The organism is Methylobacterium sp. WL64, from assembly GCF_008039945.1.
Classification (GTDB): Bacteria; Pseudomonadota; Alphaproteobacteria; order Rhizobiales; family Beijerinckiaceae; genus Methylobacterium.
Genome location: NZ_VRVA01000009.1, coordinates 78,670 through 102,866, shown reverse-complemented (window position 1 = coordinate 102,866; position 24,197 = coordinate 78,670). Strand labels below are relative to the sequence as shown.

General features: G+C 70.4%; 19 protein-coding genes. 16 read left to right on the top strand and 3 right to left on the bottom strand.

The genetic code is table 11. The annotated features are described in order from the left end of the window. Positions 1 to 602 precede the first annotated feature (602 nt). The 3 genes from FV242_RS07330 to FV242_RS07320 form a co-directional block, all read right to left on the bottom strand. Positions 603 to 2,024, bottom strand: coding sequence for a DUF2254 family protein (locus FV242_RS07330; protein WP_147938470.1), 1,422 nt, complete (start codon positions 2,022 to 2,024; stop codon positions 603 to 605). Between the two features lie 675 nt (positions 2,025 to 2,699). Continuing rightward, positions 2,700 to 4,148: a transcriptional regulator PpsR gene (gene ppsR, locus FV242_RS07325; protein WP_147909136.1), complete on the bottom strand. Its 1,449-nt coding sequence runs from the start codon at positions 4,146 to 4,148 to the stop codon at positions 2,700 to 2,702. Between the two features lie 28 nt (positions 4,149 to 4,176). Continuing rightward, positions 4,177 to 5,088 carry a B12-binding domain-containing protein gene (locus FV242_RS07320; protein ID WP_147938469.1) on the bottom strand — a complete coding sequence of 304 codons (912 nt, stop codon included), beginning with the start codon at positions 5,086 to 5,088 and terminating at the stop codon, positions 4,177 to 4,179. Between the two features lie 326 nt (positions 5,089 to 5,414). Between FV242_RS07320 and bchF the strand changes: the two genes are divergently transcribed. The 16 genes from bchF to FV242_RS07240 all read left to right on the top strand — a co-directional run bounded on the left by bchF (position 5,415) and on the right by FV242_RS07240 (position 24,164). Beyond that, positions 5,415 to 5,921 carry a 2-vinyl bacteriochlorophyllide hydratase gene (bchF, locus tag FV242_RS07315; protein ID WP_147938468.1) on the top strand — a complete coding sequence of 169 codons (507 nt, stop codon included), beginning with the start codon at positions 5,415 to 5,417 and terminating at the stop codon, positions 5,919 to 5,921. Between the two features lie 50 nt (positions 5,922 to 5,971). Further along, positions 5,972 to 7,207 carry a ferredoxin:protochlorophyllide reductase (ATP-dependent) subunit N gene (locus tag FV242_RS07310; protein WP_147938488.1) on the top strand — a complete coding sequence of 412 codons (1,236 nt, stop codon included), beginning with the start codon at positions 5,972 to 5,974 and terminating at the stop codon, positions 7,205 to 7,207. Positions 7,208 to 7,211: 4 nt separating this feature from the next. Then, positions 7,212 to 8,801 (top strand): ferredoxin:protochlorophyllide reductase (ATP-dependent) subunit B, encoded by a 1,590-nt coding sequence (gene bchB / locus FV242_RS07305; protein ID WP_147938467.1) that lies wholly within the window; start codon positions 7,212 to 7,214, stop codon positions 8,799 to 8,801. After that, a complete protein-coding gene (locus FV242_RS07300; protein WP_246692625.1) occupies positions 8,791 to 12,537 on the top strand; it encodes a magnesium chelatase subunit H in 3,747 nt (1,248 codons plus the stop codon). Before bchB ends, FV242_RS07300 begins: the two co-directional genes overlap by 11 nt. Next, positions 12,534 to 13,427 (top strand): ferredoxin:protochlorophyllide reductase (ATP-dependent) iron-sulfur ATP-binding protein, encoded by an 894-nt coding sequence (bchL, locus tag FV242_RS07295; protein ID WP_147909140.1) that lies wholly within the window; start codon positions 12,534 to 12,536, stop codon positions 13,425 to 13,427. Before FV242_RS07300 ends, bchL begins: the two co-directional genes overlap by 4 nt. A 33-nt stretch (positions 13,428 to 13,460) precedes the next feature. Next, positions 13,461 to 14,216 (top strand): magnesium protoporphyrin IX methyltransferase, encoded by a 756-nt coding sequence (gene bchM / locus FV242_RS07290; RefSeq protein ID WP_147938466.1) that lies wholly within the window; start codon positions 13,461 to 13,463, stop codon positions 14,214 to 14,216. Next, positions 14,213 to 15,643, top strand: coding sequence for a BCD family MFS transporter (locus FV242_RS07285; RefSeq protein ID WP_147938465.1), 1,431 nt, complete (start codon positions 14,213 to 14,215; stop codon positions 15,641 to 15,643). The genes bchM and FV242_RS07285 overlap by 4 nt, the downstream gene beginning before the upstream one ends. Positions 15,644 to 15,661: 18 nt before the next feature. After that, the gene (puhA, locus tag FV242_RS07280; RefSeq protein WP_147938464.1) at positions 15,662 to 16,441 is read left to right on the top strand and encodes a photosynthetic reaction center subunit H; all 780 of its coding nucleotides are present in this window, start codon (positions 15,662 to 15,664) and stop codon (positions 16,439 to 16,441) included. Further along, on the top strand, positions 16,438 to 17,094 hold the full coding sequence (gene puhB, locus FV242_RS07275) for a photosynthetic complex putative assembly protein PuhB (RefSeq protein ID WP_147938463.1): 657 nt from the start codon (positions 16,438 to 16,440) through the stop codon (positions 17,092 to 17,094). Before puhA ends, puhB begins: the two co-directional genes overlap by 4 nt. Positions 17,095 to 17,105: 11 nt before the next feature. Next, a complete protein-coding gene (gene puhC / locus FV242_RS07270) occupies positions 17,106 to 17,594 on the top strand; it encodes a photosynthetic complex assembly protein PuhC (RefSeq protein WP_147938462.1) in 489 nt (162 codons plus the stop codon). Further along, the gene (locus tag FV242_RS07265; RefSeq protein ID WP_147938461.1) at positions 17,594 to 17,890 is read left to right on the top strand and encodes a hypothetical protein; all 297 of its coding nucleotides are present in this window, start codon (positions 17,594 to 17,596) and stop codon (positions 17,888 to 17,890) included. The genes puhC and FV242_RS07265 overlap by 1 nt, the downstream gene beginning before the upstream one ends. Continuing rightward, a complete protein-coding gene (gene acsF / locus FV242_RS07260) occupies positions 17,887 to 18,975 on the top strand; it encodes a magnesium-protoporphyrin IX monomethyl ester (oxidative) cyclase (RefSeq protein WP_147938460.1) in 1,089 nt (362 codons plus the stop codon). The genes FV242_RS07265 and acsF overlap by 4 nt, the downstream gene beginning before the upstream one ends. 1 nt (position 18,976) lies before the next feature. Further along, complete coding sequence (puhE, locus tag FV242_RS07255) at positions 18,977 to 19,771, top strand: putative photosynthetic complex assembly protein PuhE (RefSeq protein ID WP_147938459.1); 795 nt, start codon at positions 18,977 to 18,979, stop codon at positions 19,769 to 19,771. Positions 19,772 to 19,881: 110 nt separating this feature from the next. Then, positions 19,882 to 21,099 carry a 5-aminolevulinate synthase gene (hemA, locus tag FV242_RS07250; RefSeq protein WP_147938458.1) on the top strand — a complete coding sequence of 406 codons (1,218 nt, stop codon included), beginning with the start codon at positions 19,882 to 19,884 and terminating at the stop codon, positions 21,097 to 21,099. A 174-nt stretch (positions 21,100 to 21,273) separates the two neighbouring features. Then, entirely contained in the window at positions 21,274 to 22,287 is a 1,014-nt protein-coding gene (gene bchI / locus FV242_RS07245; protein ID WP_147909149.1) for a magnesium chelatase ATPase subunit I, read from the top strand. Continuing rightward, positions 22,284 to 24,164: a magnesium chelatase subunit D gene (locus FV242_RS07240; RefSeq protein ID WP_281407047.1), complete on the top strand. Its 1,881-nt coding sequence runs from the start codon at positions 22,284 to 22,286 to the stop codon at positions 24,162 to 24,164. Before bchI ends, FV242_RS07240 begins: the two co-directional genes overlap by 4 nt. Positions 24,165 to 24,197 lie beyond the last annotated feature (33 nt).

Here is a 24,197-nt window from a genome sequence, read left to right as displayed (position 1 = left end):
ATTTTCGTCAGGCTTCGCCCTGCGATACTGCAACGAATTGAATACAAGATCACATATTCCGGCATGGCCTCGGAAGAGCGCTGCGAATGCTACCTGTGATCTGCAACAATCCCACGATTCTCGCCCCATGATTCATACGAGCCCGCCATGTCCTTGCCGGCCCGGGATGCCGGAGCCGATCATCGAACCTGGCGCGCTTCCCCGGGGGCTCGAAAAGACGTGTCGTGCAAAGGACTTGCATCGATGCGCGGGGGCATCCGTGTGGGCTAACGCGTCCCCACATCGCCTTCGAGCGAGGCTCGTCCGGCTCTCCTCCCCCCTGGCAACCGACGGACTATGCCCTCCGGACGATTCATCCCCTGAGGATCGATACCTCAGGCCTCAAGACCCGCGCCGTCATTCCGGGGCGCCGGAGGCGAGCCCGGAACCCAGAACCGCCGTCGGTGCAAGAGCTTGACACGTCGGCGTCCCTGGATCCCGGGCTCCGCTGCGCGGCCCCGGGATGACGGGCCGCGGCTGCATCGGTCCAGCCGCCGCTCGAAGATGAAATCCGGTACGCAGCGCAGGAAGCGCAGGCGTAACAGCCCGGATCGCAGGCACCGCTACGAGACTGTGCCGGGCACGCGGGTCGACCTGGAGTTGAGCCGGCCCAGGCTTTCCGCCAGCCCGGACGCGGCGTCGGACACGGCACCCGCCACGGCGGCGAAGCCGCGTGCCCGCAGCGCCTCCGTAAGGTCGGCCAGGGCGGCTTCGAGCTGGCGGGTCAGGACATGCTCGCCGAGGCTCGACAGCGCCCGGCTGGCGACGTCGGCGAGCCGGGCCGCGGTGGCCGGATCGACATGGCGCAGCAGGATCGCCACGCTGGTGAGGGCTTCGGCAAGCGTCTGGGACTGCATCGATTCCGAGGCCACCAGGATCACGGCCTCCAGGGCGTCGGTGGCCGCGATCGGGGCGGCATCGCCATACACGATGCCGGATCGCGCATCCTCGCCCGTTGCGGTCGCGCCGTCGCCCCAGTGCGCGATGATGTCCCGCAGGGCCTGGATGACCGAGAGCCCCGGGCTGGGATTCGACTTCGACGTGGACACCGAGGTCCACGCAATGGTGGCGAGCTGGTGCAGACCGTAGGTGGCATCGTTCCGGAGGTCGCGCCCGTCATCGTAGGACAGCGCCTTTAGCGCCTCCCCGACGACGGCCTCGCGCGCCGCCGCTTCGAGCGGCGCGCCGGGCCGGCCGCGCAGCCGGAACAGCGGATCGTGCAGGGCCCGGTAGGTCCCGACCGCGATCTCGAACTCGATCTCCACGGCTCCGCCTGCATGCCGGTCCAGGGCCGCCTGGATCCGTTCGAGGTCGAGGTCGACGACGTAGCCGCACTCGCGGGAGCGGATCACGGCGACGACCGGCCAATCGCCCCGGGCGGTCCTGCGCGTCGCGGCGAGCCGGCGCAGATCGGTCGCCCTGGCCTCCAGCACGCGGCCGTGGATGAACTGGATGATCTTGGCGGGCCGCATCTGGTCGATCGTGTTGTAGATCATCACGATGATCAGGCAGAGCGCCGAAGTGGTCAGCACCAAGGCCAGGGATGTACCGAACACCGGCCGGTGAAAGCCTGTATTGGTCACGAGGGTCATCAGGACGAAGACCGACAGGCCGACGAAATACCCGAAGTAGAACTGGTTGGTGCGCCGGGCCATGAACTGGTCGGTCACCTGGGCGGTGAGCGCGGCCGCGCCCTGCTGCACGGCGATGAGCAGAAGGGAGAAGGTGATCGACGTCACCGTGATGATGCTCGACGCCACGGTGGTCAGCAGGCTGCCCAGGGCGGCACTGTCGCCCAGCAGGTCGCCGAGCCACCGGAACCCCGCCGGCGCCTGCCCGGCGGACCACGACCGGTCGGCGAGATAGATCAGGGCGTTCAATCCCACGAAGCCGAGCACGGTGGCGAGCGGCAGGGCGAGGAATTGCCGGAACGACCGCTTCACGGCGTTGAGGAACCGGTTCGGCAGCGACGTGATGGTGGCCATGCTCGACGTTCGCTGTCGCGCGGCGTGCGCTCGGGATGCGTATGGCACGGATGCGGGGGGACCGTCCGCCCTCGGGGTGATGCGGATCGGACGGCTCGCGGCCGTTCACGCACCGGCTGTGGGAGAAGGCGACAACCCCTATCCCGTGCCGGGTTGCAGATTTACGGAACGTGGTCCGGATCGTTCATGGCGGCCGGAGACGGCGCATCGCAACCGACAGGCGCTCTCCCTCCCCCAATGCGGCCTCCGGGCTGGAGAGCTTGGAATTCCGATCTCTGCTCGGGGCGGAAGGCCCGGTCTTCATCGGATGTCGGCTTGACCGGTACAGCCACGCACCGTCATCCCGGGGCCGCGCAGCGGAGCCCGGGATCCAGAGACGCAGACGTACCAACCTCTTGCATCGACAGCGTTTCTGGGCTTCGGGCTCGCCTGCGGCGCCTCGGACTGACGGCGCGGGCTATCACAGATGGGGGATCAAACCCTGGGAGATGGATCTTCCGACCTGTCTAACCCACGGCGCAGAGGGGGAGGGAGACGCGCCCGGGTCCGGTCATCGCCCTCATCCCGTGTGAAGCGCCACCCCTATCCGGCGGAGTAAACCGTTGTCTTGTCTGTGCTTTCAGCCAAGCCCGCTGGACGCAGCCGTCAGCCGCGCCTTCCCCACGTCAAAAAGAATCACGCGTCCTCGGCCGGCGAGTCGAGGTCGCCGACGCCGTAGCGACGCATCTTGGCGTAGAGGCCCTGGCGGCTGAGGCCGAGCATCTCGGCCGCGGAGGCGCGGTTGTCCCGGGTGATCCGCAGGGCCGCCTCGATGCACAGCTTCTCGATCAGGTCGGTGGTCTCGCGGACCAGGGTCTTCATCGAGACCCGGCCGACCAGCTCGGCCATCTGCTCCACCGAGCGCGGCACGTCGCGGCTGCCGGCGAGCCGCCCCTCCGGGATCCGACGCGGGGCGGAGCGGATCGCGAAGCCGAGGCACGGGCGGGACCCGGGCACCGAGACGGCGGCGACCTCGACATCCTCGACGCCGCCATAGGTGCCGCGGATCACGGTGGCGAAGCGGCGCACGGAGCCGTGGTCCACCAGGCTGGCGAACAGGGCCTGCGCCTCGGTATCCTCGCGGCCGAGCCACTGGTCGAGGGTGCGGCCCCGGGCCTGGCTCTCGGTGGCAAGCTGCGCCAGCTCCAGGAAGGCGGCGTTGGCCATCAGGACCCGGCGGGCCGAATCGGTGACCACGAAGCCCTCGGGCATCGCCTCGATCACCGCGCGGGTCGGCGCCTCCTGGTCGGAGCCGACCTCGGCGGCGGCCGAATCGGCCACGATCCGCATCAGCGCGCTCGGGCCCCCCTCGCCGCGGAACAGCGACACCGAGACCGTGACCTCGCCGCGCCCGTGCGGCAGCGCGGCGCGCAACTCGCCGGCCTGCCCGGTCGCCCGCAGGGCGGCGAACTGCGCCTCCAGGGAGCGGGCGCTGCCCGCCTCGAACAGGTCGACCGCGTCCTGGCCGGCCAGCCGCTTGGCCGGGCGGCCGAGCAGGCGCGCGGCGGCGGGGTTCGCCTCGATCACCCGGCGGGTGCCGGCATCGAGCACCAGCACCGGCTCGCCGGAGATCTGGAACAGCAGCCGGTACCGGGTCTCGGCGGCGCGCAGGCGGTCGTAGTCGCGCTCCAGGGCCTGCTGGGCGTCGGTCAGCCGGCGCTGGAGCGCGGCCACCGCCCGCATGTCCCGGCCGAGGATCAGGATCGGGCCGCCCTCCACCGAACGCAGGGAGGCGTAGCGGATCGGCAGGTCGACGCCGCTGGGGGAGGGGTGGTTGATCTGCCGCCAGCGGGTGATGCCGCCGGTCTGGGCGTCGCGCAGCAGCGCGTCGACCTTCGGCCGGCTCTCGATCGTCACGGTGTCGATCCAGCGCCGCCCGAGCCAGCCGGGGATGTTCTCGGCGTCGAGGTCGGCCGCCGCCGTGGCATCCCGAATCACCCCGTCGGCATCCACCACCAGGGACAGGTCGGCCGATGCCGCGACGAGACGTCCGACCGCCTCTCCGTCGAGGTGGCCGGCCACCTGGAGCAGCGCCTGGGGCGGCGGCTGCGGGGTGGGGTGAGGCTGGGGCGTCACGATCACCATTACGTGAGAGTTGAAAATTTTGCCCCTTTCAGCAGGCCATGGCCCGTCTGTCCAGCAAGGCTTCTGCGGTTGCCGGCGCCAAGCAGCCGTCCGGAGCGCACGCATCCGCCCCGACGATGCCCGCCTCACCGCCGTAGCGCGCGAAATACGGGCCGCCGACGATGATCCGGACATCCGGATTGCAGGAGGCCTTCCGGACATCCGTCACGGTGCCGGACAGCGCCGGCAGGAACACGTCGCAGGACAGGGACAGGCCGACCACGTCGAACCACTCCGCGCGCAGCAGGGTCAGGGGATCGACCCCGGGGCCGGGGACCGCCGTGGTCACGTCCCAGCCGGCCTCGCGGAAGAAGCTCGCGACGATCGACAGGCCGAAATGGTGGGTCTCGCCCGGGCAGGGCAGCAGCAGCACGCTGCGGCCGTTGGCCGGCACGGTCTCGTCCTCGAGCTGGGCGCAGAGGCGCCGGCTCACCGCCTGCAGCCGGCCGAGCCCCTCGGTCACGGCCAGGAAATCGCAGGCGTCCTCCTCCCAGAGTTCCCCGAGATGGCGCGCCGCCGGGGCGAGCAGGTCGAGCAGCAGGCGCGGCAGCGGCAGCCCGCCCTCGCGCAGAGACGCGACCTGGCCGTCCAGGTCGATCGGCCCGGGGGCCAGCAGCAGGGCGCTGAAGGCCGCGATCTCCTGCGGGCTGGGCGCCCGGTCGCTCTGGGCCCGGCGCCCAACCGGCCGGTGGGCCATCATCAGGCGGGGCAGGATCTCCGCCTCGACCAGGCGGGCCAGCGCGTCCGGCACCGCCTTGTCGTCGGAGGAGGGGCGCGGGATGGCTTGGTGGCGCACCCGCGGCCCGTCGCCGTAGGCCGACAGGCCATCGCCGATCGCGCCGCAACCGCCAGCGATCGGACCCGGATCCAGACGCTCGCCGAAATGCCTCCAGTCTCCCATAGGCATCCCTCCCAGAAGCGGCCCCGGCCCAGGTGGGCCGGCGGTTCCGCAAGCGCGTCGAGTGCGGCGTTGCCCGCCGATCTTCTCAAGTCTTCGTCGTCGCAGATCCTCGAATCGAACCAGCCAAGCCACGGAAGGCATCGACCAGCGTTCGGAACGATACCTGAGCCGTCGATCTTGGCAATGACTTGGAACAAAGAAAATATATCAAACTCGATGTCACCCGAACGAAGCGTCAAGCGCACTTGACACTTTTGGTGCCTGGGCCCTAGCCTCTGCCCACGACGACACCCGACGGGCGTCGCCGAGCACAGGGGAGCGGATGCATGGGTCCCGGGGACCGGCCATCACGACCGCTCTACACGTCCGCCCAGCGGCAGAGGCGCGACGCCTCGCCCTGGACGCTGGTGCAAGGACTGCTCGCCCCGCTACAATTCCTGATTTTCCTGATGAGTCTGGCCCTGGTGCTGCGGGCGCTCGCCACTGGGCAAGGCCTGCTCGCCGCTCAGATCTCGGTCGTGGCCAAGACTGTGGCGCTCTACGCAATCATGGTGACAGGCTCGATCTGGGAAAAGGTCGTGTTCGACCGCTGGTTGTTCGCGCCGGCCTTCTTCTGGGAGGATGTGGTCAGCATGCTGGTGCTGGCGCTCCACACTGCCTACCTCGCCGCGTTGGTCACTGGCGCGCTGGCTGAGCGGGCCCTGCTGATCCTCGCTCTGGCGGCCTACGCCACCTACGTGATCAACGCCGGTCAGTTTCTGCTCAAGCTCCGGGCCGCCCGCCTGGAGAGCACCGGCGCCGGTGGGCCGCATCTGGCGGAGGCGCTGTCGTGAACGCGCCCGTCCAGCCCCCCGTCACTGCAACGTCGGCCGCCTGCGGCAGCATCGACCTCCATCAGGAGCACGGCCAGCGCGCGGTGTTCTGCGGGCTCACCGGCATCGTCTGGCTGCACCGGAAGATCCAGGATGCGTTCTTTCTGGTCGTCGGCTCGCGCACCTGTGCCCACCTGATCCAGTCGGCCGCCGGGGTGATGATCTTCGCAGAGCCGCGCTTTGCTACCGCGATCATCGACGAGCGCGACCTCGCCGGCATCGCCGACGCCAACGAAGAGCTCGACCGGGTCGTCACCCGGCTGATCGAGCGCCGTCCGGACATCAAGCTGCTGTTCCTGGTGGGCTCCTGCCCGTCCGAGGTGATCAAGCTCGACCTGTCCCGGGCGGCCCAGCGCCTGTCGAGACACCTCGCACCGGTGCGGGTGCTGAACTATTCCGGCTCCGGCATCGAGACGACCTTCACGCAGGGAGAGGATGCGTGCCTGGCCGCCCTCGTGCCGGAGCTGCCCCGGTCATCCTCCGAAGCGGAGCCCTCGCTCCTGATCGTCGGCGCGCTGGCCGACGTGGTCGAGGACCAGTTCGTCCGGATGTTCTCTGCGATGGGGATCACGGACGTCCGGTTCCTCCCGGCCCGCCGCGCCGGGGCCATGCCGGCGGTCGGGCGGAACACCCGCTACCTGCTGGCCCAGCCGTTCCTGGCCGACACCGCCCGGGCCCTCGACGAGCGCGGCGCGCACCGCCTCGCCGCTCCGTTCCCGCTCGGCGCCGAGGGCACCACCGGCTGGCTGCAGGCGGCCGCCGAGGCGTTCGGCGTCACCGACGAATCCTTCGCGGCTGCGACCGCGGCCGGTCGCGCCAGGGCTCAGACCGCGCTTGCTGCCCACCGTGTGAGCCTCACCGGCAAGCGGGTGTTCTTCTTCCCCGATTCCCAGCTCGAAGTGCCGCTCGCGCGCTTCCTCGCCCGCGAACTCGGTGCGGAACTCGTCGAGGTCGGGACCCCATACCTGCACCGGGCGCATCTGGCGGCCGAGATCGAGATGCTGCCGGCGGGAACCCGCGTGACCGAGGGCCAGAGCCTCGACGACCAGATGGACCGCTGCCGGGCGACGCGTCCGGACCTCACGGTCTGCGGCCTTGGTCTCGCCAACCCGCTGGAGGCTGAGGGGCTGTCGACCAAGTGGTCGATCGAGCTGCTGTTCACGCCCGTGCAGGGCTACGAGCAGGCCGGCGACCTCGCCGAATTGTTCGCGCGTCCGCTCCGGCGTCGCGCGCTGCTGGAGGTGTAGCGCGATGCAGCTCACCCTCTGGACCTACGAAGGCCCCCCGCATATCGGCGCGATGCGCATCGCCACCGCGATGACCGGACTTCACTACGTGTTGCACGCGCCGCAGGGGGACACCTACGCAGACCTGCTGTTCACGATGATCGAGCGGCGCGATGCCCGTCCGCCCGTCACCTACACGACTTTCCGGGCTCAGGATCTCGGCCGCGACACCGCCGAGCTGTTCAAGACCTCGGTCGCCGCCGCCTACGCCCGCTTCCAGCCGCAGGCGATGATCGTCGGCGCCTCCTGCACCGCCGAGCTGATCCAGGACGATCCGGGCGGGCTGGCCAAGGCCCTCAACCTGCCGATCCCGGTGATCCCGCTGGAGCTGCCGGCCTATCAGAAAAAAGAAAACTGGGGGGCGTCCGAGACCTTCTATCGGTTGGTCCGGGCGCTCGCCGGAGCGCCCGGACCGCGTCCCGCGCGGGAGCCGGGCCGGCATCCGCTCTGCAACATCCTCGGCCCGACGGCGCTCGGCTTTCGCCACCGCGACGACCTGATCGAGATCCGCAGGCTGCTTGATACGCTCGGGGTCGACGTCAACGTGGTGGCGCCGCTGGGTGCCAGCCCGGCCGACCTCGGTCGCCTCAAGGATGCCGACTTCAACGTCGTGCTCTACCCGGAGACCGCCCGCAGCGCGGCCGAGTATCTCAAGAAGAGCTTCGGGCAGCCGTTCACCCGTGAGGTGCCGCTCGGCGTCGGCGCCACGCGCCGCTTCGTCGCCGAGATCGCGGGCCTCGCCGGCCTCGATCCGGCACCGCTCCTCGAGGGCCCTGGCTCGCGGCTCCCGTGGTACTCGCGTTCTGTCGATTCGACCTACCTGACCGGCAAGCGCGTCTTCGTATTCGGCGACGCCACGCACGCGATCGGCATCGCCAGGATGGCGGCACGGGAGCTGGGCTTCACCGTCGTCGGCCTCGGGACCTACAGCCGCGAATTCGCCCGCGAAGTTCGGGCCGAGGCCGCCGAGCACGGCATCGAGGCGCTGATCACCGACGATTATCTCGACGTCGAGGCTGCGATCCGCGCCGCCGCCCCCGAGTTGGTCCTCGGAACCCAGATGGAGCGCCACGTCGCCAAGCGGCTCGGCATCCCCTGCGCGGTGATCTCCGCCCCGATCCACGTCCAGGATTTCCCGGCACGCTACGCTCCGCAGATGGGTTTCGAGGGCTCCAACGTCCTGTTCGACACCCTGGTCCATCCGTTGATGATGGGCCTGGAGGAGCACCTGCTCGGTATGTTCCGGGAGGATCCCGAATTCCACGACGGCGTCGGGCCCTCGCATCTCGGCGGCAACGCCCTCGCGGTCTCCGCGCCGCAGGAATCCGAAGCGGCCGATCCGGCACCGGCAGCGACTGCCGCGATCCTCCTGGACGAAGACGTCGTGATCACGGCCGCGCCCTGGGCGCCCGAGGCCGAGAAAGAGCTGAAGAAAATCCCGTTCTTCGTGCGCGGTAAGGCGCGCAGCAACACGGAGAAATTCGCCCGTGAGCGGCGGCTGCCGCTCATCACCCTCGAAACCCTCTACGACGCCAAGGCGCATTATGGCCGCTAGAGCGCTCACCGCCGGCCTGGCGGCCGGCTCGGCCAAGGCGGACGCATCCAAGCGCCGGCCGCCGATTCGGGTCGTCATCGTCACACTCGACAACCACCTCGCGAGCGCGGTGGAGCGGGCGCGTCTGCGCCTGCGGTCCGAGATGCCGGGTCTGGTGCTCGACTTCCACGCGGCGGCCGAGTGGGACAACGATCCTGCCTCGCTCGACGCCTGCCGCAGCGACATCGCGCAGGCCGACATCGTGCTCTCCGCGATGCTGTTCATGGACGAGCATGTCCGGGCGATCCTGCCGGCGCTCGCGGCGCGGCGTGACGCTTGCGACGCGATGGTCGGGTGCCTGTCCGCCGGCGAGGTGGTGAAGACGACCAAGCTCGGCCGCTTCGACATGAGCGGCAACAAGCGCAGCGCCCTCGACTTTCTGAAGAAGCTGCGCGGCAAGCCGGGCCAGCAGGGCAATGCCGGCCGGCAGATGGCGCTTGTGCGCAAACTGCCGAAGATCCTGCGCTTCATCCCGGGCTCGGCGCAGGATGTGCGCGCCTATTTTCTCACCCTGCAATACTGGCTCGCCGGCTCGGATGAGAACGTCGCGGCGCTGGTCCGCTTCCTGGTACACCGCTACGCCGCCGGTGCCCGCGCGGCGTGGCGCGACGGACCGGCCGCGCCGGCCCCACTCGACTATCCTGAAACCGGCCTCTACCACCCTCGCTTGGCCGGCCGGATCGGCCAGGACCCATCCCGGCTGCCCCGCGGCGCCGACGCGAAAGGCCGCGTCGGGCTGCTGCTGATGCGCAGCTACGTGCTGGCCGGCAACACCGCCCATTACGATGGTGTGATCGCCGCCCTCGAAGCCCGGGGCCTCGACGTGGTTCCCGCCTTCGCCAGCGGCCTCGACAACCGTCCGGCCGTGGACGCCTTCTTCATGCAGGACGGCCGCGCCCGCATCGACGCGCTGGTGTCGCTCACCGGGTTCTCGCTAGTCGGCGGCCCGGCCTACAACGACGCCGCCGCCGCCGAGGCGATGCTGGCCCGGCTGGACGTACCCTACATCGCCGCGCAGGCTTTGGAGTTCCAGACGATCGAGCAATGGGAGGCGGGCGAGCGTGGCCTGTCGCCCGTGGAGGCGACCATGATGGTCGCGATCCCCGAACTCGACGGCGCCACCGCCCCGATGGTGTTCGGCGGCCGCTCGTCGGCCTCCGGCAGCGACAACGCCCGGGACATGCGCGCCCATCCGGAGCGGGTCGCCCGCCTCGCCGAGCGTGTCCGGAGCCTCGTTTCTCTGCGCCGCACTCCGAAGGCCGAGCGCAAGCTCGCCGTGGTGCTGTTCAACTTCCCGCCGAATGCCGGCGCCACCGGCACGGCGGCGTTCCTGTCGGTCTACGCTTCGCTGCTCAACACCCTGAAGGGCTTGGCGGCGGAGGGCTACACCGTGGATGTCCCGGAGACCGTCGATGCCCTGCGCGACGGGATCCTCGAGGGTAACGCCAAGCGCTACGGGACCCAGGCCAACGTCCACGCCCGCATCCCGGCCGAGAACCACCTGCGCCGGGAGACATATCTGGCCGAGATCGAGGCCCAGTGGGGCCCGGCACCCGGTCGCCACCAGACCAACGGCGCCGACCTGTTCGTGCTGGGCGCCCGGTTCGGAAACGTCTTCGTCGGCGTACAGCCGGCCTTCGGCTACGAGGGCGACCCGATGCGGCTGCTGTTCGAGCGCGGCTTCGCGCCGACCCACGCGTTCTCGGCCTTCTACCGCTACCTGCGCGAGGATTTCGCCGCCGACGCCGTGCTGCATTTCGGCACCCACGGGGCGCTCGAGTTCATGCCCGGCAAGCAGACCGGACTGTCCGAGGCCTGCTGGCCGGAGCGGATGATCGGGGCACTGCCAAACATCTACCTCTATGCCGCCAACAACCCTTCTGAAGGGACCCTGGCCAAGCGCCGCTCGGCCGCGACATTGGTGAGCTACCTGACCCCGAGCCTGGCCACCGCCGGGTTGTACCGCGGGCTGCTCGACTTGAAGAGCTCGATGGAGCGCTGGCGCGGGCTCGATCTCGAAGCGACGGCCGAGCGTGAGACCCTCGCCCGGATGATCCAGGACCAGGGCGCGGCCCTCGACCTCGTCGCCGCCGAGCCGGCCTGGACCGGCGATCTCGGCGTCCGGGTCGGCAACCTCTGGTCCGCCGTGCAGGAGTTGGAGCAGACCCTGATCCCGCACGGGCTGCATGTGGTCGGCCAAGGCGTCCCGGAGGAGGAGCGGGTCGATCTGCTGCTCGCCCTGGCGGAAGCCTCGCACGGGCTGAAGCCGGACCGTGCCGGCATCGCCGCCCTGGTGGCCGGGGGCGCCATCGAGGATGCCTTCGCGGCCTCCGGGCTGCCCGAGCATCCCGAGACCCGCACCGCGTTCTCTGACCTCGCCAGGACCGAGACCCTGCTGGCGAGGGACCACGAGGTCCCGGCCCTGCTGCGGGCGCTCGATGGCCGCTTCATCCCGCCGGTGGCCGGAGGCGACCTTCTGCGCAACCCCGCGATCCTGCCGACCGGGCGCAACATCCACGGCTTCGACCCGTACCGCTTGCCGTCGACCTTCGCGGTCGCCGACGGCGCCCGGCAGGTCGAGCGCATCCTCGAGCGCTTCGCTGCGGACGGCAAACCCTATCCCGAGAGCGTGGCCTTGGTCCTGTGGGGGACTGATAACCTCAAGAGCGAGGGCGGCCCGATCGCGCAGGCGCTGGCCCTGATCGGCGCGGCCCCGCGCTTCGACGGTTACGGCCGTCTCAGCGGCGCCGCGCTGATCCCGTTAGAGACCCTCGGCCGCCCGCGGATCGACGCGGTCGTCACCCTCTCGGGCATTTTTCGCGACCTTCTGCCCTTGCAGACCAAGCTCCTCGCCGAAGCCTCCTATCTCGCCGCCACCGCCGACGAGCCATTGGAAAAGAATTTCGTCCGGAAGCACGCGCTGGCGATCCAGGCGGAGCAGGGCTGCGACCTGGAAACCGCTGCGCTACGGGTCTTCTCGAACGCCGAGGGCGCCTACGGGGCCAACGTCAACCACTTGGTCGATTCGGGGGCCTGGGACGACGATGCCGAGCTGTGCGAGACGTTCTCGCGCCGCAAGAGCTTCGCGTATGGCCGCACGGGCAAGCCGACGCCGCAGCGGGACCTGATGAAGACGGTGCTGGCCTCCGTCGACATGGCCTACCAGAATCTCGACTCGGTCGAGGTCGGCGTCACCTCGGTGGACCACTACTTCGACGGCCTGGGCGGCATGGGCCGGGCGGTGGCCCGCGCCCGCGGCGAAGCGGTGCCGATCTACATCAGCGACCAGACCCGCGGGGAGGGGCGCGTGCGCTCCCTGGAGGAGCAGGTGGCGCTTGAGACGCGCACCCGCATGCTCAACCCGAAATGGTACGAGGGCCTGCTCGGACACGGCTATGAGGGCGTGCGCCAGATTGAATCCCACCTGACCAACACGGTCGGCTGGTCGGCCACCGCCAACGCGGTCCAGCCCTGGATCTACGAGCGGATCACCGAGACCTACGTGCTCGACCCGGCCATGCGCGAGCGCATGGCTTCCCTCAACCCCACCGCCTCCGCCAAGGTCGCCCAACGGCTGATCGAGGCACACCGGCGCGGCTTCTGGACTCCGAACGCAGAGATGCGGGACGCCCTCGACCGGGCCGAGGAGGAACTGGAAGATCGTCTCGAGGGCGTCACCACAGGAGTCGCCGCATGAACATCGCCATCCGTAATCCGGTCGTTGCCCGGAAGGAAGAAGGCAGCCTCCAGGTCGCCCTCGATCCGGACCTGAAGATCGAGACCGCGAAGGTGTTCGCGGTCTACGGCAAGGGCGGCATCGGCAAGTCCACCACCTCGTCGAACCTGTCGGTGGCGTTCTCGAAGCTCGGCAAGCGGGTGCTGCAGATCGGCTGCGACCCTAAGCACGACTCGACCTTCACGCTGACCAAGCGCCTCGCCCCAACGGTCATCGACGCCCTGGAAGCGGTGAACTTCCACTCGGAGGAGCTGCGCGTCGAGGACTTCGTGGTCGAAGGCTACAACGGCGTGATGTGCGTCGAGGCCGGCGGCCCGCCCGCGGGTACGGGCTGCGGCGGCTACGTGGTCGGCCAGACCGTGAAGCTCCTCAAGGAGCATCACCTGCTCGAGGACACCGACGTCGTCGTGTTCGACGTGCTGGGCGATGTGGTCTGCGGCGGCTTCGCCTCGCCGCTCCAGCATGCCGACCGTGCGCTGATCGTCACCGCCAACGACTTCGACTCGATTTTCGCGATGAACCGGATCGTGGCGGCGATTCACGCCAAGTCCAAGAACTACCCGGTGCGGCTCGGCGGCGTCATCGCCAACCGCTCGGCCAAAACCGACGAGATCGACCGGTTCAACGACGCGGTCGGCCTGAAGCGGCTGGCGCACTTCCCCGATCTCGACGTGGTCCGCCGCTCGCGGCTCAAGAAGTCGACCCTGTTCGAGATGGACTCCTCCCCCGAGCTCGACGCGGTCACGGCCGAGTACATGCGCCTCGCCGAGACGCTCTGGGCCGGCGGGGAGCCCTGCGAAGCCCTGCCGATGAAGGACCGCGACCTGTTCGAATTCCTAGGGTTCGATTGAGATTGGGGTTCGATTGAGATTGGGGTTCGACTGATGGCGGGCGCGAGCTACGACACGAGACGGGGCGAACTGACCACCTATTTCGACCGCACCGCGGTCGAGGCCTGGTCGCGCCTGACCTCCGATGCGCCGGTGAGCCGGATCCGCGCCACCGTGCGGGCCGGCCGGGACGCGATGCGCGGAACGCTGCTCTCTTGGCTGCCCGCCGACATGACCGGCCTGCGCCTGCTCGATGCCGGCTGCGGCACCGGGGCGCTCAGCGTCGAGGCTGCACGGCGCGGCGCCGAAGTGGTCGCCATCGACGTCTCGCCGACCCTCGTCGAGCTCGCACGGGAGCGCCTGCCGGCGATCCCCGGCGCCGGCCGGATCGATTTCCGCGTCGGCGACATGCTCGACCCGGACCTCGGCCGCTTCGACCACGTGGTGGCGATGGATTCGCTGATCCATTACCGCGCCGCCGACATCGTCCGGGCGCTCGCTCTCCTAGGCGCCCGCACCGACGGTTCGGTGCTGTTCACGGTGGCGCCCCGCACTGCGCTGCTGACCCTGATGCACGCGGCCGGGCAGTTCTTTCCCCGCGGCGACCGCTCGCCGGCGATCGTTCCGGTGACGGAGGGCGGGCTCCGGCGGCGCATCTCTTCGGAGCCGGCGCTCGACGGGTTCGCCTGGGCGCGAAGTCACAGGGTCAACAGCGGGTTCTACCTGTCGAACGCGGTGGCGCTGACGCGGACGCGCCCGTCCACGCCTTCCGAACGCGGGGACGCGGCCCGGCCCGGGGCGTCGTCATGAGGACCGCCTCCCGGAAACTCACCCACGCCCTGATGCGCCTCGGCCCGGCGATCCTGCCCTTCGCGGATGCCGCCACCGTCGAGCTGCCGATGGGGCGTCTGCTGCGGCTCGCGCTGTTCCAGGTCACGGTCGGCATGGCGGCGGTGCTGCTGATCGGTACGCTCAACCGGGTGATGATCGTCGAGCTCGGCGTTCCGGCCTGGATCGTCGCCGTGATGCTGGCCCTGCCGCTGATCTTCGCGCCGTTGCGGGCCCTGGTCGGGTTCCGCTCGGACACGCACCGCTCGGTTCTGGGCTGGCGGCGGGTACCGTATATCTGGTTCGGCACCCTGCTCCAGTTCGGCGGCCTGGCGATCATGCCGTTCGCGCTGCTGATCCTGTCCGGCGACACCACCGGCCCGCTCTGGGTCGGGGACGTGGCGGCGGCCTTCGCGTTCCTGCTGGTCGGGGCCGGTCTGCATACCACCCAGACCGTCGGCCTCGCCCTCGCCACCGACCTCGCCCCCGCGCATGCCCGGCCCAAGGTGGTGGCCCTGCTCTGCGTCGCCCTGCTGTTCGGCATGATGGCGAGTGCCCTGCTGTTCGGGCTGTTCCTGGCCCACTTCTCCCCCGTGCGGCTGATCCAGGTGATCCAGGGCGCAGCCCTAGTCACCATCGTGCTGAACGGGATTGCCCTGTGGAAGCAGGAGCCGCGCGACCCGAACCGGAGCCGGACCGCTCCCGCACGGGACTTCCGCTCCTCCTGGCGCGACTATGCCGGGCAAGGTGCCGCGCGGCGGCGCCTCGTGGCGATCGGGCTCGGCACCGCCGGGTTCTCGATGCAGGACATCCTGCTGGAGCCCTATGGCGGCCAGATCCTGCACCTTTCGGTCGGGGCGACCACGGCGTTGACCGCGCTGCTCGCCGCCGGCGGCGGGCTTGGCCTGCTGATCGCCGCCCGCTGGCTCGGGCGCGGCGGCGACCCGTTCCGGGTTTCGGCGGTGGGCGTCGGCATCGGCATCCTGGCGTTCTCGGCGGTGGTCTTTGCGGCGCCGCTGGCTTCGGCCGACCTGTTCGCGGCCGGTGTGAGCCTGATCGGCCTGGGCGGCGGCCTGTTCGCCCACGGCACGCTCACCGCCTCGATGAACCGGGCCGGGCCCGAGGATACCGGGCTGGCGCTCGGCGCCTGGGGCGCCGTGCAGGCGACCGCAGCCGGCCTCTCGATCGCCGCCAGCGGCGTGGTGCGCGACGTCGGCGGCGCCATCGCCCAGTCGGGGGTGCTCGGCGAGGGCATGAACGAGCCCGCGATCGGCTACCTCATCGTCTACCACATCGAGATCGCCCTCCTGTTCGCGGCCCTGATCGCCCTGGGTCCGCTCGTGCGGGAGGACGCGCGTGCAACGGTTCGAGATCGCCTCGGCGGCACCCTTGCCGAACGGACGGCCTGAGACTCGGGGAGGACAACCATGCCAACCGGCGCCATTACGGGTTACGTCGACGTCGCCCAGGTCGTGCTCTACGCCTTCTTCATCTTCTTCGCCGGCTTGGTGTTCTGGCTGCGCCGGGAGGATCGCCGGGAGGGCTACCCGTTGGAGAACGAGATCGTCGGCCGTCGCAAGGCGCCGGACCCGGTCCTGATCCCGCGCTCCAAGGCGTTCCACCTGCCGGGCGGCGAGACCACCTACGCGCCGCAGGCGATGCAGGGCCGCGACGACATCGAGACCGGGATCCCGGCCCGCAAGGTCGAGCCCTGGCCCGGCGCGCCCTACGAGCGGACCGACCACTCGCTCCAGGCGGGCGTCGGCCCCGGTTCCTGGGTCGTCCGCCACGACGTGCACGACAGGACCTGGGACGACGAGAAGCGGATCGTGCCCCTGCGGGTCGCCACCGCCTTCGTCGTCCACGAGGACGGTCCGAACCCGATCGGCATGACCGTGTTCGGCACCGACAACGGGGTGGCGGGCGTGGTCAGCGATGTCTGGATCGACCGCGGCGAATCGCTGATCCGCTACTACGAGGTCGAATTGCCCGCGGGCGGACGCCGGCTGATGCCGTCCGCGTTCTGCAGGGCCGGCGGCTTCACCAAGACGGTGAAGTCCGAAGCCCTGCTCGCCGACCAGTTCGCCGACATCCCGGTGACGCGGGATCCCGACAGCATCACCTTCCTGGAGGAGGAGCGGATCATGGCCTATTTCGGTGCCGGCACGCTCTACGCCACCCCGGCCCGGGCGGAGCCCCTGCTATGAGCGGCGATTTCCTGCCCGAGGGCACTCCGCGCGGGTTGCCGGGCCCGCTTCCTGCGGGCGAGCGCATCCTGTGGCAGGGCGCGCCGACCACCGCGGGGGCACTGGTCCGGATCTATCACGCCCGCCTGGTCGCCGCCTGGTTCGCCGCCTGCGCCCTGGCCTTCGGGCTCAGCGCCGGCTCGCCCGCGGCGGCGCTCTCCACCGTGGGGCCGACGCTGGTGGTCGGCGCGGTCGGATTGGCCCTTCTGCGTCTGTTCGCCTGGCTGACCCACCGCACCACGGTCTACACGATCACCAACCGCCGGGTGGTGCTGCAGGCCGGGATCGCCCTGCCGGTGACCCACAACGTGCCCTTCGCCCAGATCGAGGGTGCGGCGTTGCGTGCCTTCACGGACGGGAGCGGAGACTTGCCGCTCCAGTTGCGGCCGGGCCTCCGCATCGCCTACCTTCAGCTGTGGCCGCATGCCCGGCCCTGGCGTCTCGGCCGGACTCAGCCCATGCTGCGATCCGTGCCTGATGCGGATGCGGTTGCGATGGTCCTGGCGCGGGCGATCGAGGCCCATGCCGAGGCGTCTCAGACGGTACGGCCCATGATCGTCCCGCGTCCGCGGGCGGTCCAAGACAATCCCGGCCGCCTCGTCGCGGCCGAGTAGGGAGAGGCGCGATGGGCGAGCGGGCGGAGAGCGTCGGCCGGGCCAAAAGCTCGGCAGCCGGACCGGCACCGGCTCTGCTGATAATCGGCGCCGGCGCGCTGATGGGCTTCTCCATGCTGGCCGTCCTGATCGGGCGCAGCGAAGGCATCGGCATGATCGCCCTGCCGCCGGCCAAGCCCGTCGAGCGGCTGGAATTCCGCGCCGAGGACCAGGTCGACGGGTCGATCGCCCTGCGTAACGCCGCCGACCGGCACATCGTCGCCTGGATCCGCCCCGGCGAGGACGGCTTTCTGCGCGGGACGCTGCGGGGCCTGGCCCAGGCCCGCCAGCGCGATGGCCTCGGCCAGGAACAGCCGTTCAGCCTGACCCGCTACGACGACGGCCGTCTCTCGCTCGCGGACGACGCCACCGGCCGCCGGGTGCCGCTCGAGGCGTTCGGCCCGACCAATGCCGGCGCCTTCGCCCGGCTGCTCGCCGCCGCCACGACGGAGACCCGCTGATGGGTCTGTTCGGGAGCCGCACCGTCACCGTGCCCTGCACGGTCGAGATCGAGCAGACGCCCGAGAGCCTGCACGCGCACGTGACCCTGGATTCCGGCTTCGAGATCGAGCCCGGCGACGAGGTCCAGGTCCACGACGCGCCGACCTCCGTGCCCTATGGCGAGCGGCTCACCGTCCGCCGCACCGCCACCATCACCCGGGCCGGCCCGCTCGAGCGGGCCTGGACCAAGCTCGTCGCCCATCTCGAACTGACCGAACTCTACGAGGTCAGTTTTTCCGAGAGGAGGAAGCTGTGAACGCTCCTGTCCCGCCGCTCTCCGGCCAGCCGGTCCCGAAAACACCGGTCAACGAATCGACCAAGGCCGCGCAGGAGACGACCTTCCTGAGCCCGCGCTTCTACACCACCGATTTCGTCGAACTCGACCGCACCGATGTCGAGCCCGTGCGCCGGGACTGGGATCTTCTCATCGCCGAGTTGCGCGACGACCCGAATAAGCGCCACTTCACCCGCAACGCCGACTTCGACTGTGACCTGTCGCAGATGGAGCCCGAGCTGCGGAAGGAGTTTCTGGATTTCCTGGTTTCGTCGATCACCGCCGAGTTCTCCGGCTGCGTGCTTTACGCCGAGATGAGGAAGCGCGCCAAGAACAAGGACATCAAGGAGCTGTTCGGCTTCATGAGCCGTGACGAGGCGCGCCACGCCGGCTTCATCAACGACACGCTGAAGGATTTCGGCATCGGCGTGGACCTGGGCTTCCTCACCAAGTCGAAAAAATACACGTTTTTCCGGCCGAAGTTCATCTTCTACGCGACGTACCTGTCCGAAAAGATCGGCTACGCCCGCTACATCACGATCTTCCGCGAGCTGGAGAAGCACCCGGAGCGGCGCATCCATCCGATCTTCAAGTGGTTCGAGTTGTGGTGCAACGACGAGTTCCGCCACGGTGAGGCATTCGCGCTGTTGATGCGCGCCAACCCCAAGCTGACCAGCGGCATCAATCGCTACTGGATCCGGTTCTTCCTGCTGGCGGTCTTCGCCACGATGTACGTACGTGACCATCACCGCCCGGCCTTCCACGCCGCGCTGGGGGTCGATCCAACCGACTACGATTACAGGGTCTTCCGCATCACCTCCGAGATCTCGCGGCAGACCTTCCCGCTGGAGCTCGATCTCGACAACCCGAAGTTCCACGCCGGGCTGGAGACGCTGCTGGCCTGCTCGCGGGCGATCGCGGAAGCCCGGGCTCAGGGCGGCGTCCTGGGCAAGCTGAAGCACGGGGTCCAGGTGCTGCGCGCGGCCGCCACCTTCGTCCGGCTCTATCTCCTGCCGGTGAAGGCGAACGCATTGCCGGCCGACATCCGCCTCCAGCCGGTCTGGTAGAATGGCGACCTACGCCGCGCCGGTGGTCTACGCGCTTCTGCTCTGGTGGTTCTCCACCGGGCTGATCCTGCTGCTCGACCACGCGCCGCGGCGCACGCATCCGTGGAGCATGGCCGGCGCGACCCTGCTGCTTGCCGGCGCCCTGGTGGCGATCCGTACCAGCGCCCAGGATACCAGCGCCGCAGGGGCCTACACGGCCTTCACGGCCGCCCTGGTGGTGTGGGGTTGGCAGGAGATGAGCTACTACATGGGCTTCCTGTCGGGCCCGAAGCCGTTCGCCTGCGCGCCGGGCTTGCGCGGTTTCGACCGGTTTCTGGCTGCGCTCGCCACCAGCCTGTGGCACGAATTCGCCATCGTGATCGGCGGCCTGGCGATCCTGGCGCTGGTCTGGGGCGGGGCCAACACCATCGCGTTATGGACCTACGGCGCGCTGGTGGTGATGAACCTGTCGGCGCGGTTGAACCTGTTCCTCGGTGTGCGCAACCTGCACGCCGAGTTCCTGCCTGATCACCTCGGCTACCTGGCCTGCTACCTGTCGCGCAAGCCGATGAACCTCCTGTTCCCGGTCTCGGTGAGCCTCGGGACCATCGCGGCGGGGCTGCTCGGGCGGGCGGCGCTCGGTCCGGACCTGTTGGCGCACGAACTGATCGGTTTCACCGTGCTGGCGACCCTGATGGCGCTGGCGACGCTCGAACACTGGTTCCTGATGCTGCCGCTGCCCTCGGCCGAATTGTGGCGGTGGAGTCTGCGGGCCCGCGGGCCGGACGGCGCGGCGCGGCCGCGGGACAACGGGTAGACCCGGGCATCACAACGGGAGTTCGCGCGCGCACCAGTTTGGAACTGGTCTCGTGCGAAATCCAACCTCACAGGCGGGGGCAACCCGCGAACCAATCGGGGAGAGGCGACATGGACTACGAGACCTTCTTCGGAGCCGAGATCGCCGGTCTCCACCGCGAAGGGCGCTACCGGGTCTTCACCGATCTCGAGCGCCACGCCGGCAACTTCCCGCACGCCACGCACCACCACCCGGCCGGCACGCGCCCGGTCACGGTCTGGTGCTCGAACGACTATCTCGGCATGGGCCAGCACCCCACGGTCACCGGGGCGATGCACGAGGCGATCGACCGCTGCGGCGCCGGCGCCGGCGGCACCCGCAACATCTCCGGCACCAACCACTATCACGTGCTGCTGGAGCAGGAGCTCGCCGACCTCCACCGCAAGGAGGCGGCCCTGCTGTTCACCTCCGGCTACGTCTCGAACTGGGCGGCGCTCGGGACCCTGGCGTCGCGCCTGCCGAACTGCGCGGTCTTCTCCGATTCCGAGAACCACGCGTCGATGATCGAGGGCATCCGGTTCTCCCGGGCCGAACGCCACATTTTTCGTCACAACGATCCGGAGGATCTGAACCGGAAGCTCGCCGTGGTCGATCCGGCCCGGCCGAAGCTCATCGCGTTCGAATCCGTGTACTCGATGGACGGCGACATCGCCCCCATCGAAGAAATCTGCGACGTGGCCGAGGCCCATGGGGCGCTCACCTATCTCGACGAGGTCCACGCGGTCGGCCTCTACGGCGCCCGTGGCGGCGGAATCTCGGAGCGCGACGGCGTCGCCCACCGCCTCGATGTGATCGAGGGGACGCTGGGTAAGGCGTTCGGCGTGCACGGCGGCTACATCACCGCCTCGGAGAAGCTGTGCGACTTCGTGCGCAGCTTCGCCTCCGGCTTCATCTTCACCACTTCGCTGCCCCCCGCGGTTGCGGCCGGCGCAGCGGCCTCGATCCGCCATCTCAAGGCCAGCGGCACCGAGCGGGCGCGCCATCAGGAGCGCTGCGCCAAGGTCCGGACCGCCCTGGAGGCCGCCGACATCCCGGTCCTGCCCAACGACAGCCACATCGTGCCGGTGATGGTCTGCGATCCCGTGCTGTGCAAGGCGATCTCCGACACCCTGCTCGACGAGTTCGGCATCTACGTGCAACCGATCAACTACCCGACGGTAGCCCGCGGCACCGAGCGCCTCCGGATCACCCCATCGCCGCTGCACACGGATGCGGATATCGCCAATCTGGTCGGGGCGCTCTCCACGATCTGGGCGCGGATCGGGCTCCGGCAGAAGGCGGCGGAGTAGCGGTTCCCTTCTCCCACCCGCTCCCGCATCCTGAGAGCCCGCGCGAGCGGGCGTCGACGGAGCCCTCAAGCCGGCGACCCGATCCCCGGAGGTCTCGTTCGAGGCCTTCGCTGCGCTTCGGCACCTCAGGATGAGGGGGGTGGATCGGATCCCCCAGCAGCATCGAGTCACCGCGTGCCAACCTTCCCCTTCTCGGCCATCGTCGCGCAGGACGAGATGCGCCAGGCGCTGCTGATCGCCGCGGTGGATCCCTCCATCGGCGGCGTGCTGGTGTTCGGCGACCGGGGCACGGGGAAGTCCACGGCGATTCGGGCGCTGGCCGCCCTGCTGCCGCCGATGCGGGCGGTGGTCGGCTGCCCGTACCGGTGCGACCCCGACAGCCCGGCCGAAGCCTGCCCGCACTGCGCGGCCACGCCGGGCCCGCGCAAGAGTCACAAGACGGCGGTGCCGGTGGTGGACCTGCCGCTCGGCGCCACCGAGGACCGGGTGGTCGGCACCCTCGATCTGGAGCGGGCGCTCGGCGCCGGCGTGAAGGCGTTCGAGCCGGGGCTGCTGGCCCGGGCCAATCGCGGTTTTTTGTATATTGACGAAGTGAACCTCCTCGAGGACCACCTGGTGGATCTCCTCCTCGACGTGGCGGCCTCCGGGATCAACACCGTGGAGCGGGAGGGCCTCAGCTTGCGCCACCCCGCCAAGTTCGTCCTGGTCGGCTCCGGCAACCCGGAAGAGGGGGAGCTGCGCCCGCAGCTGCTCGACCGGTTCGGGCTGGCCTGCGAGGTCGTGACCCCGCGGGACATCGCCACCCGGATCGCGGTGGTGCGCGCCCGCGACGCCTACGAGCGCGACCCCGAGGGGTTCTGTGCCGCCCGCGCCCGGGACGAGGCCGCCATCCGGAAGAAGATCCTGTTGGCCCGGGAACGCCTGCCGGGCCTGACGGTGCCGGATTCGGCGTTGGAGCGCGCCGCTCAGCTCTGCCTGGCGCTCGGCACCGATGGCTTGCGCGGCGAGCTGACCCTGATGCGCACGGCCCGGGCCTTGGCGGCCCTCGACGGCGCCGGTTCGGTCACGGACGACCACATCCGCCGGGTCGCCCCGGCCGCCCTGCGCCATCGCCTGCGACGCAATCCGCTGGACGAATCTGGCTCGACCGCCCGGGTCGAGCGGGCGCTGGCGGAGGTGTTCTCGTGACGGAGCCGCCGTCTCTCCCTCCCCGCGCTACGGGGGAGGGTACCCTGCGCAGCATAGGGGGCCGGGACGAAGTCCCGCGAGAGGGGCAGCGCGTCGGCTCAGAATGCGAGACCCGTCGCGGCTCCTCCGGCAGCGGCGCTCCCCTCTCCCGACCCTCGCTGACGCGAGGGCCATCCTCCCCCGCAGAGGGGGGAGGAAAGGCGAAAACGGCAAAAAAAACCTGGCTCGAAGCCTGCATCGCCGCACGCCTCCTGGCCGCCGACCCGAGCGGATGCGGCGGCGCGGTGGTGCGGGCGGGGCCCGGGCTTGTACGCGACCGCTGGCTCGATGACGTGCGGGTGTTGCTCCCCACAGGCACGCCCTGGCGGAGGCTGCCGCCGGGCATCGGCGACGACGGCCTGCTCGGCGGCCTCGACCTCGCCGCGACGCTCGCGGCCGGCCGGCCGATGGCGCGGACCGGCCTGCTCGCCGAGGCCGATGGCGGGCTGATCGTCGTGCCCATGGCCGAGCGGCTGCCCTCCGGCGTCGCGGCCCGCCTGGCCGCCGCCCTCGACGCGGGTACCGCGTCGGAGCGGCCGGCGCGCTTCGGCCTCGTGCTGCTCGACGAGGGCGAAGGCGACGAGACCGTGGCGGAGTCCCTCGCCGACCGCCTGGCCTTCCGGATCGACCTGAGCGGCGTCGGGCTCGCGGATTGCGATGCCGCTCAAGTCTATCCGGAGTCCGATCCCGGCGCCCCGGAAGCCGACCCGCTCGGCGTACTGTGCCGATTGTCGGAGGCGTTCGGCGTCGCCTCCCTGCGCGGGCCGATCCTGGCCGCCCGGGTGGCCAGGTCCCTGGCAGCCGGGAACCCGGTCGGCGCGGCCGAGCTCACCATGGCGGCTCGCCTGGTCCTGGCGCCGCGGGCCACGCGGCTGCCCATGCCGGAGGACGCGCCACCCGAGGAGGCCGAGGCACCACCTCCGCCCCCGCCCGCGGAAGACCAGGCTGCCGCGGAAGACGCGGCGGATCCCGCCCCCGCCGAGGCGGCCGACGACCGCGTGCTCGATGCGGTGCGCACGGCGATCCCGGCAAACCTCCTGGATCAGTTGCTGGCGGGGGGCGTACGGCTCTCGGCCGCGAAGGCCGGGCGGGTCGGCCAGCCGGCGGCGTCCCGCACCGGGCGGCCGATCGGCAGCCGGCGGGGCGATCCGCGGCGCGGGCGCCTCGACCTGCTGGCGACCCTGCGGGCGGCGGCCCCGTGGCAGACGCTGCGGCGGGCGGAGGGGGAAACCCGCCCGATCGTGGTCCGGCGGGACGACCTGCGGATCCGGATCCTGCGGCAGCGGACCGAGACCACGACGGTGTTCTGCGTCGACGCCTCGGGCTCGGCCGCCCTGGAGCGGCTGGCCGAGGCGAAGGGCGCGGTCGAGCTGCTGCTGGCCGAGGCGTATGTCCGACGCGACCGGGTCGCCCTGGTGGCGTTCCGCGGCAGCGGTGCGGAACTGGTGCTGCCGCCGACCCGCTCGCTCACCCGGGCGAAGCGCGGCCTCTCGGGCCTGCCGGGCGGGGGTGGGACGCCGCTGGCCGCCGGGATCGATGCGGCACTCAACGTGGCGCTCGGCGTGCGCCGGAGCGGAAGCCGACCGGTCATCGTGCTGCTGACTGACGGACGCGCCAACGTGGCACGCTCGGGGGAGGGCGGCCGGGCCCGGGCCGGGGCCGAAGCCCTGCAGGCGGGCCGGGCGCTCCGGGCAGCCGGGTTGCCGGCCCTGGTGATCGATACCGGGGCCCGGGGCGAAGGCGCCCGGGCGGTCGCCGAGGCGATGGCGGCCCGCTATCTCGTGCTGCCGCGGGCCGATGCCGGCCTGCTCAGCGCCGCGGTACGGGCCGCGCTCTGAGCAGAAAGGTTGGGCGAGGCCGAACCCGGTCGA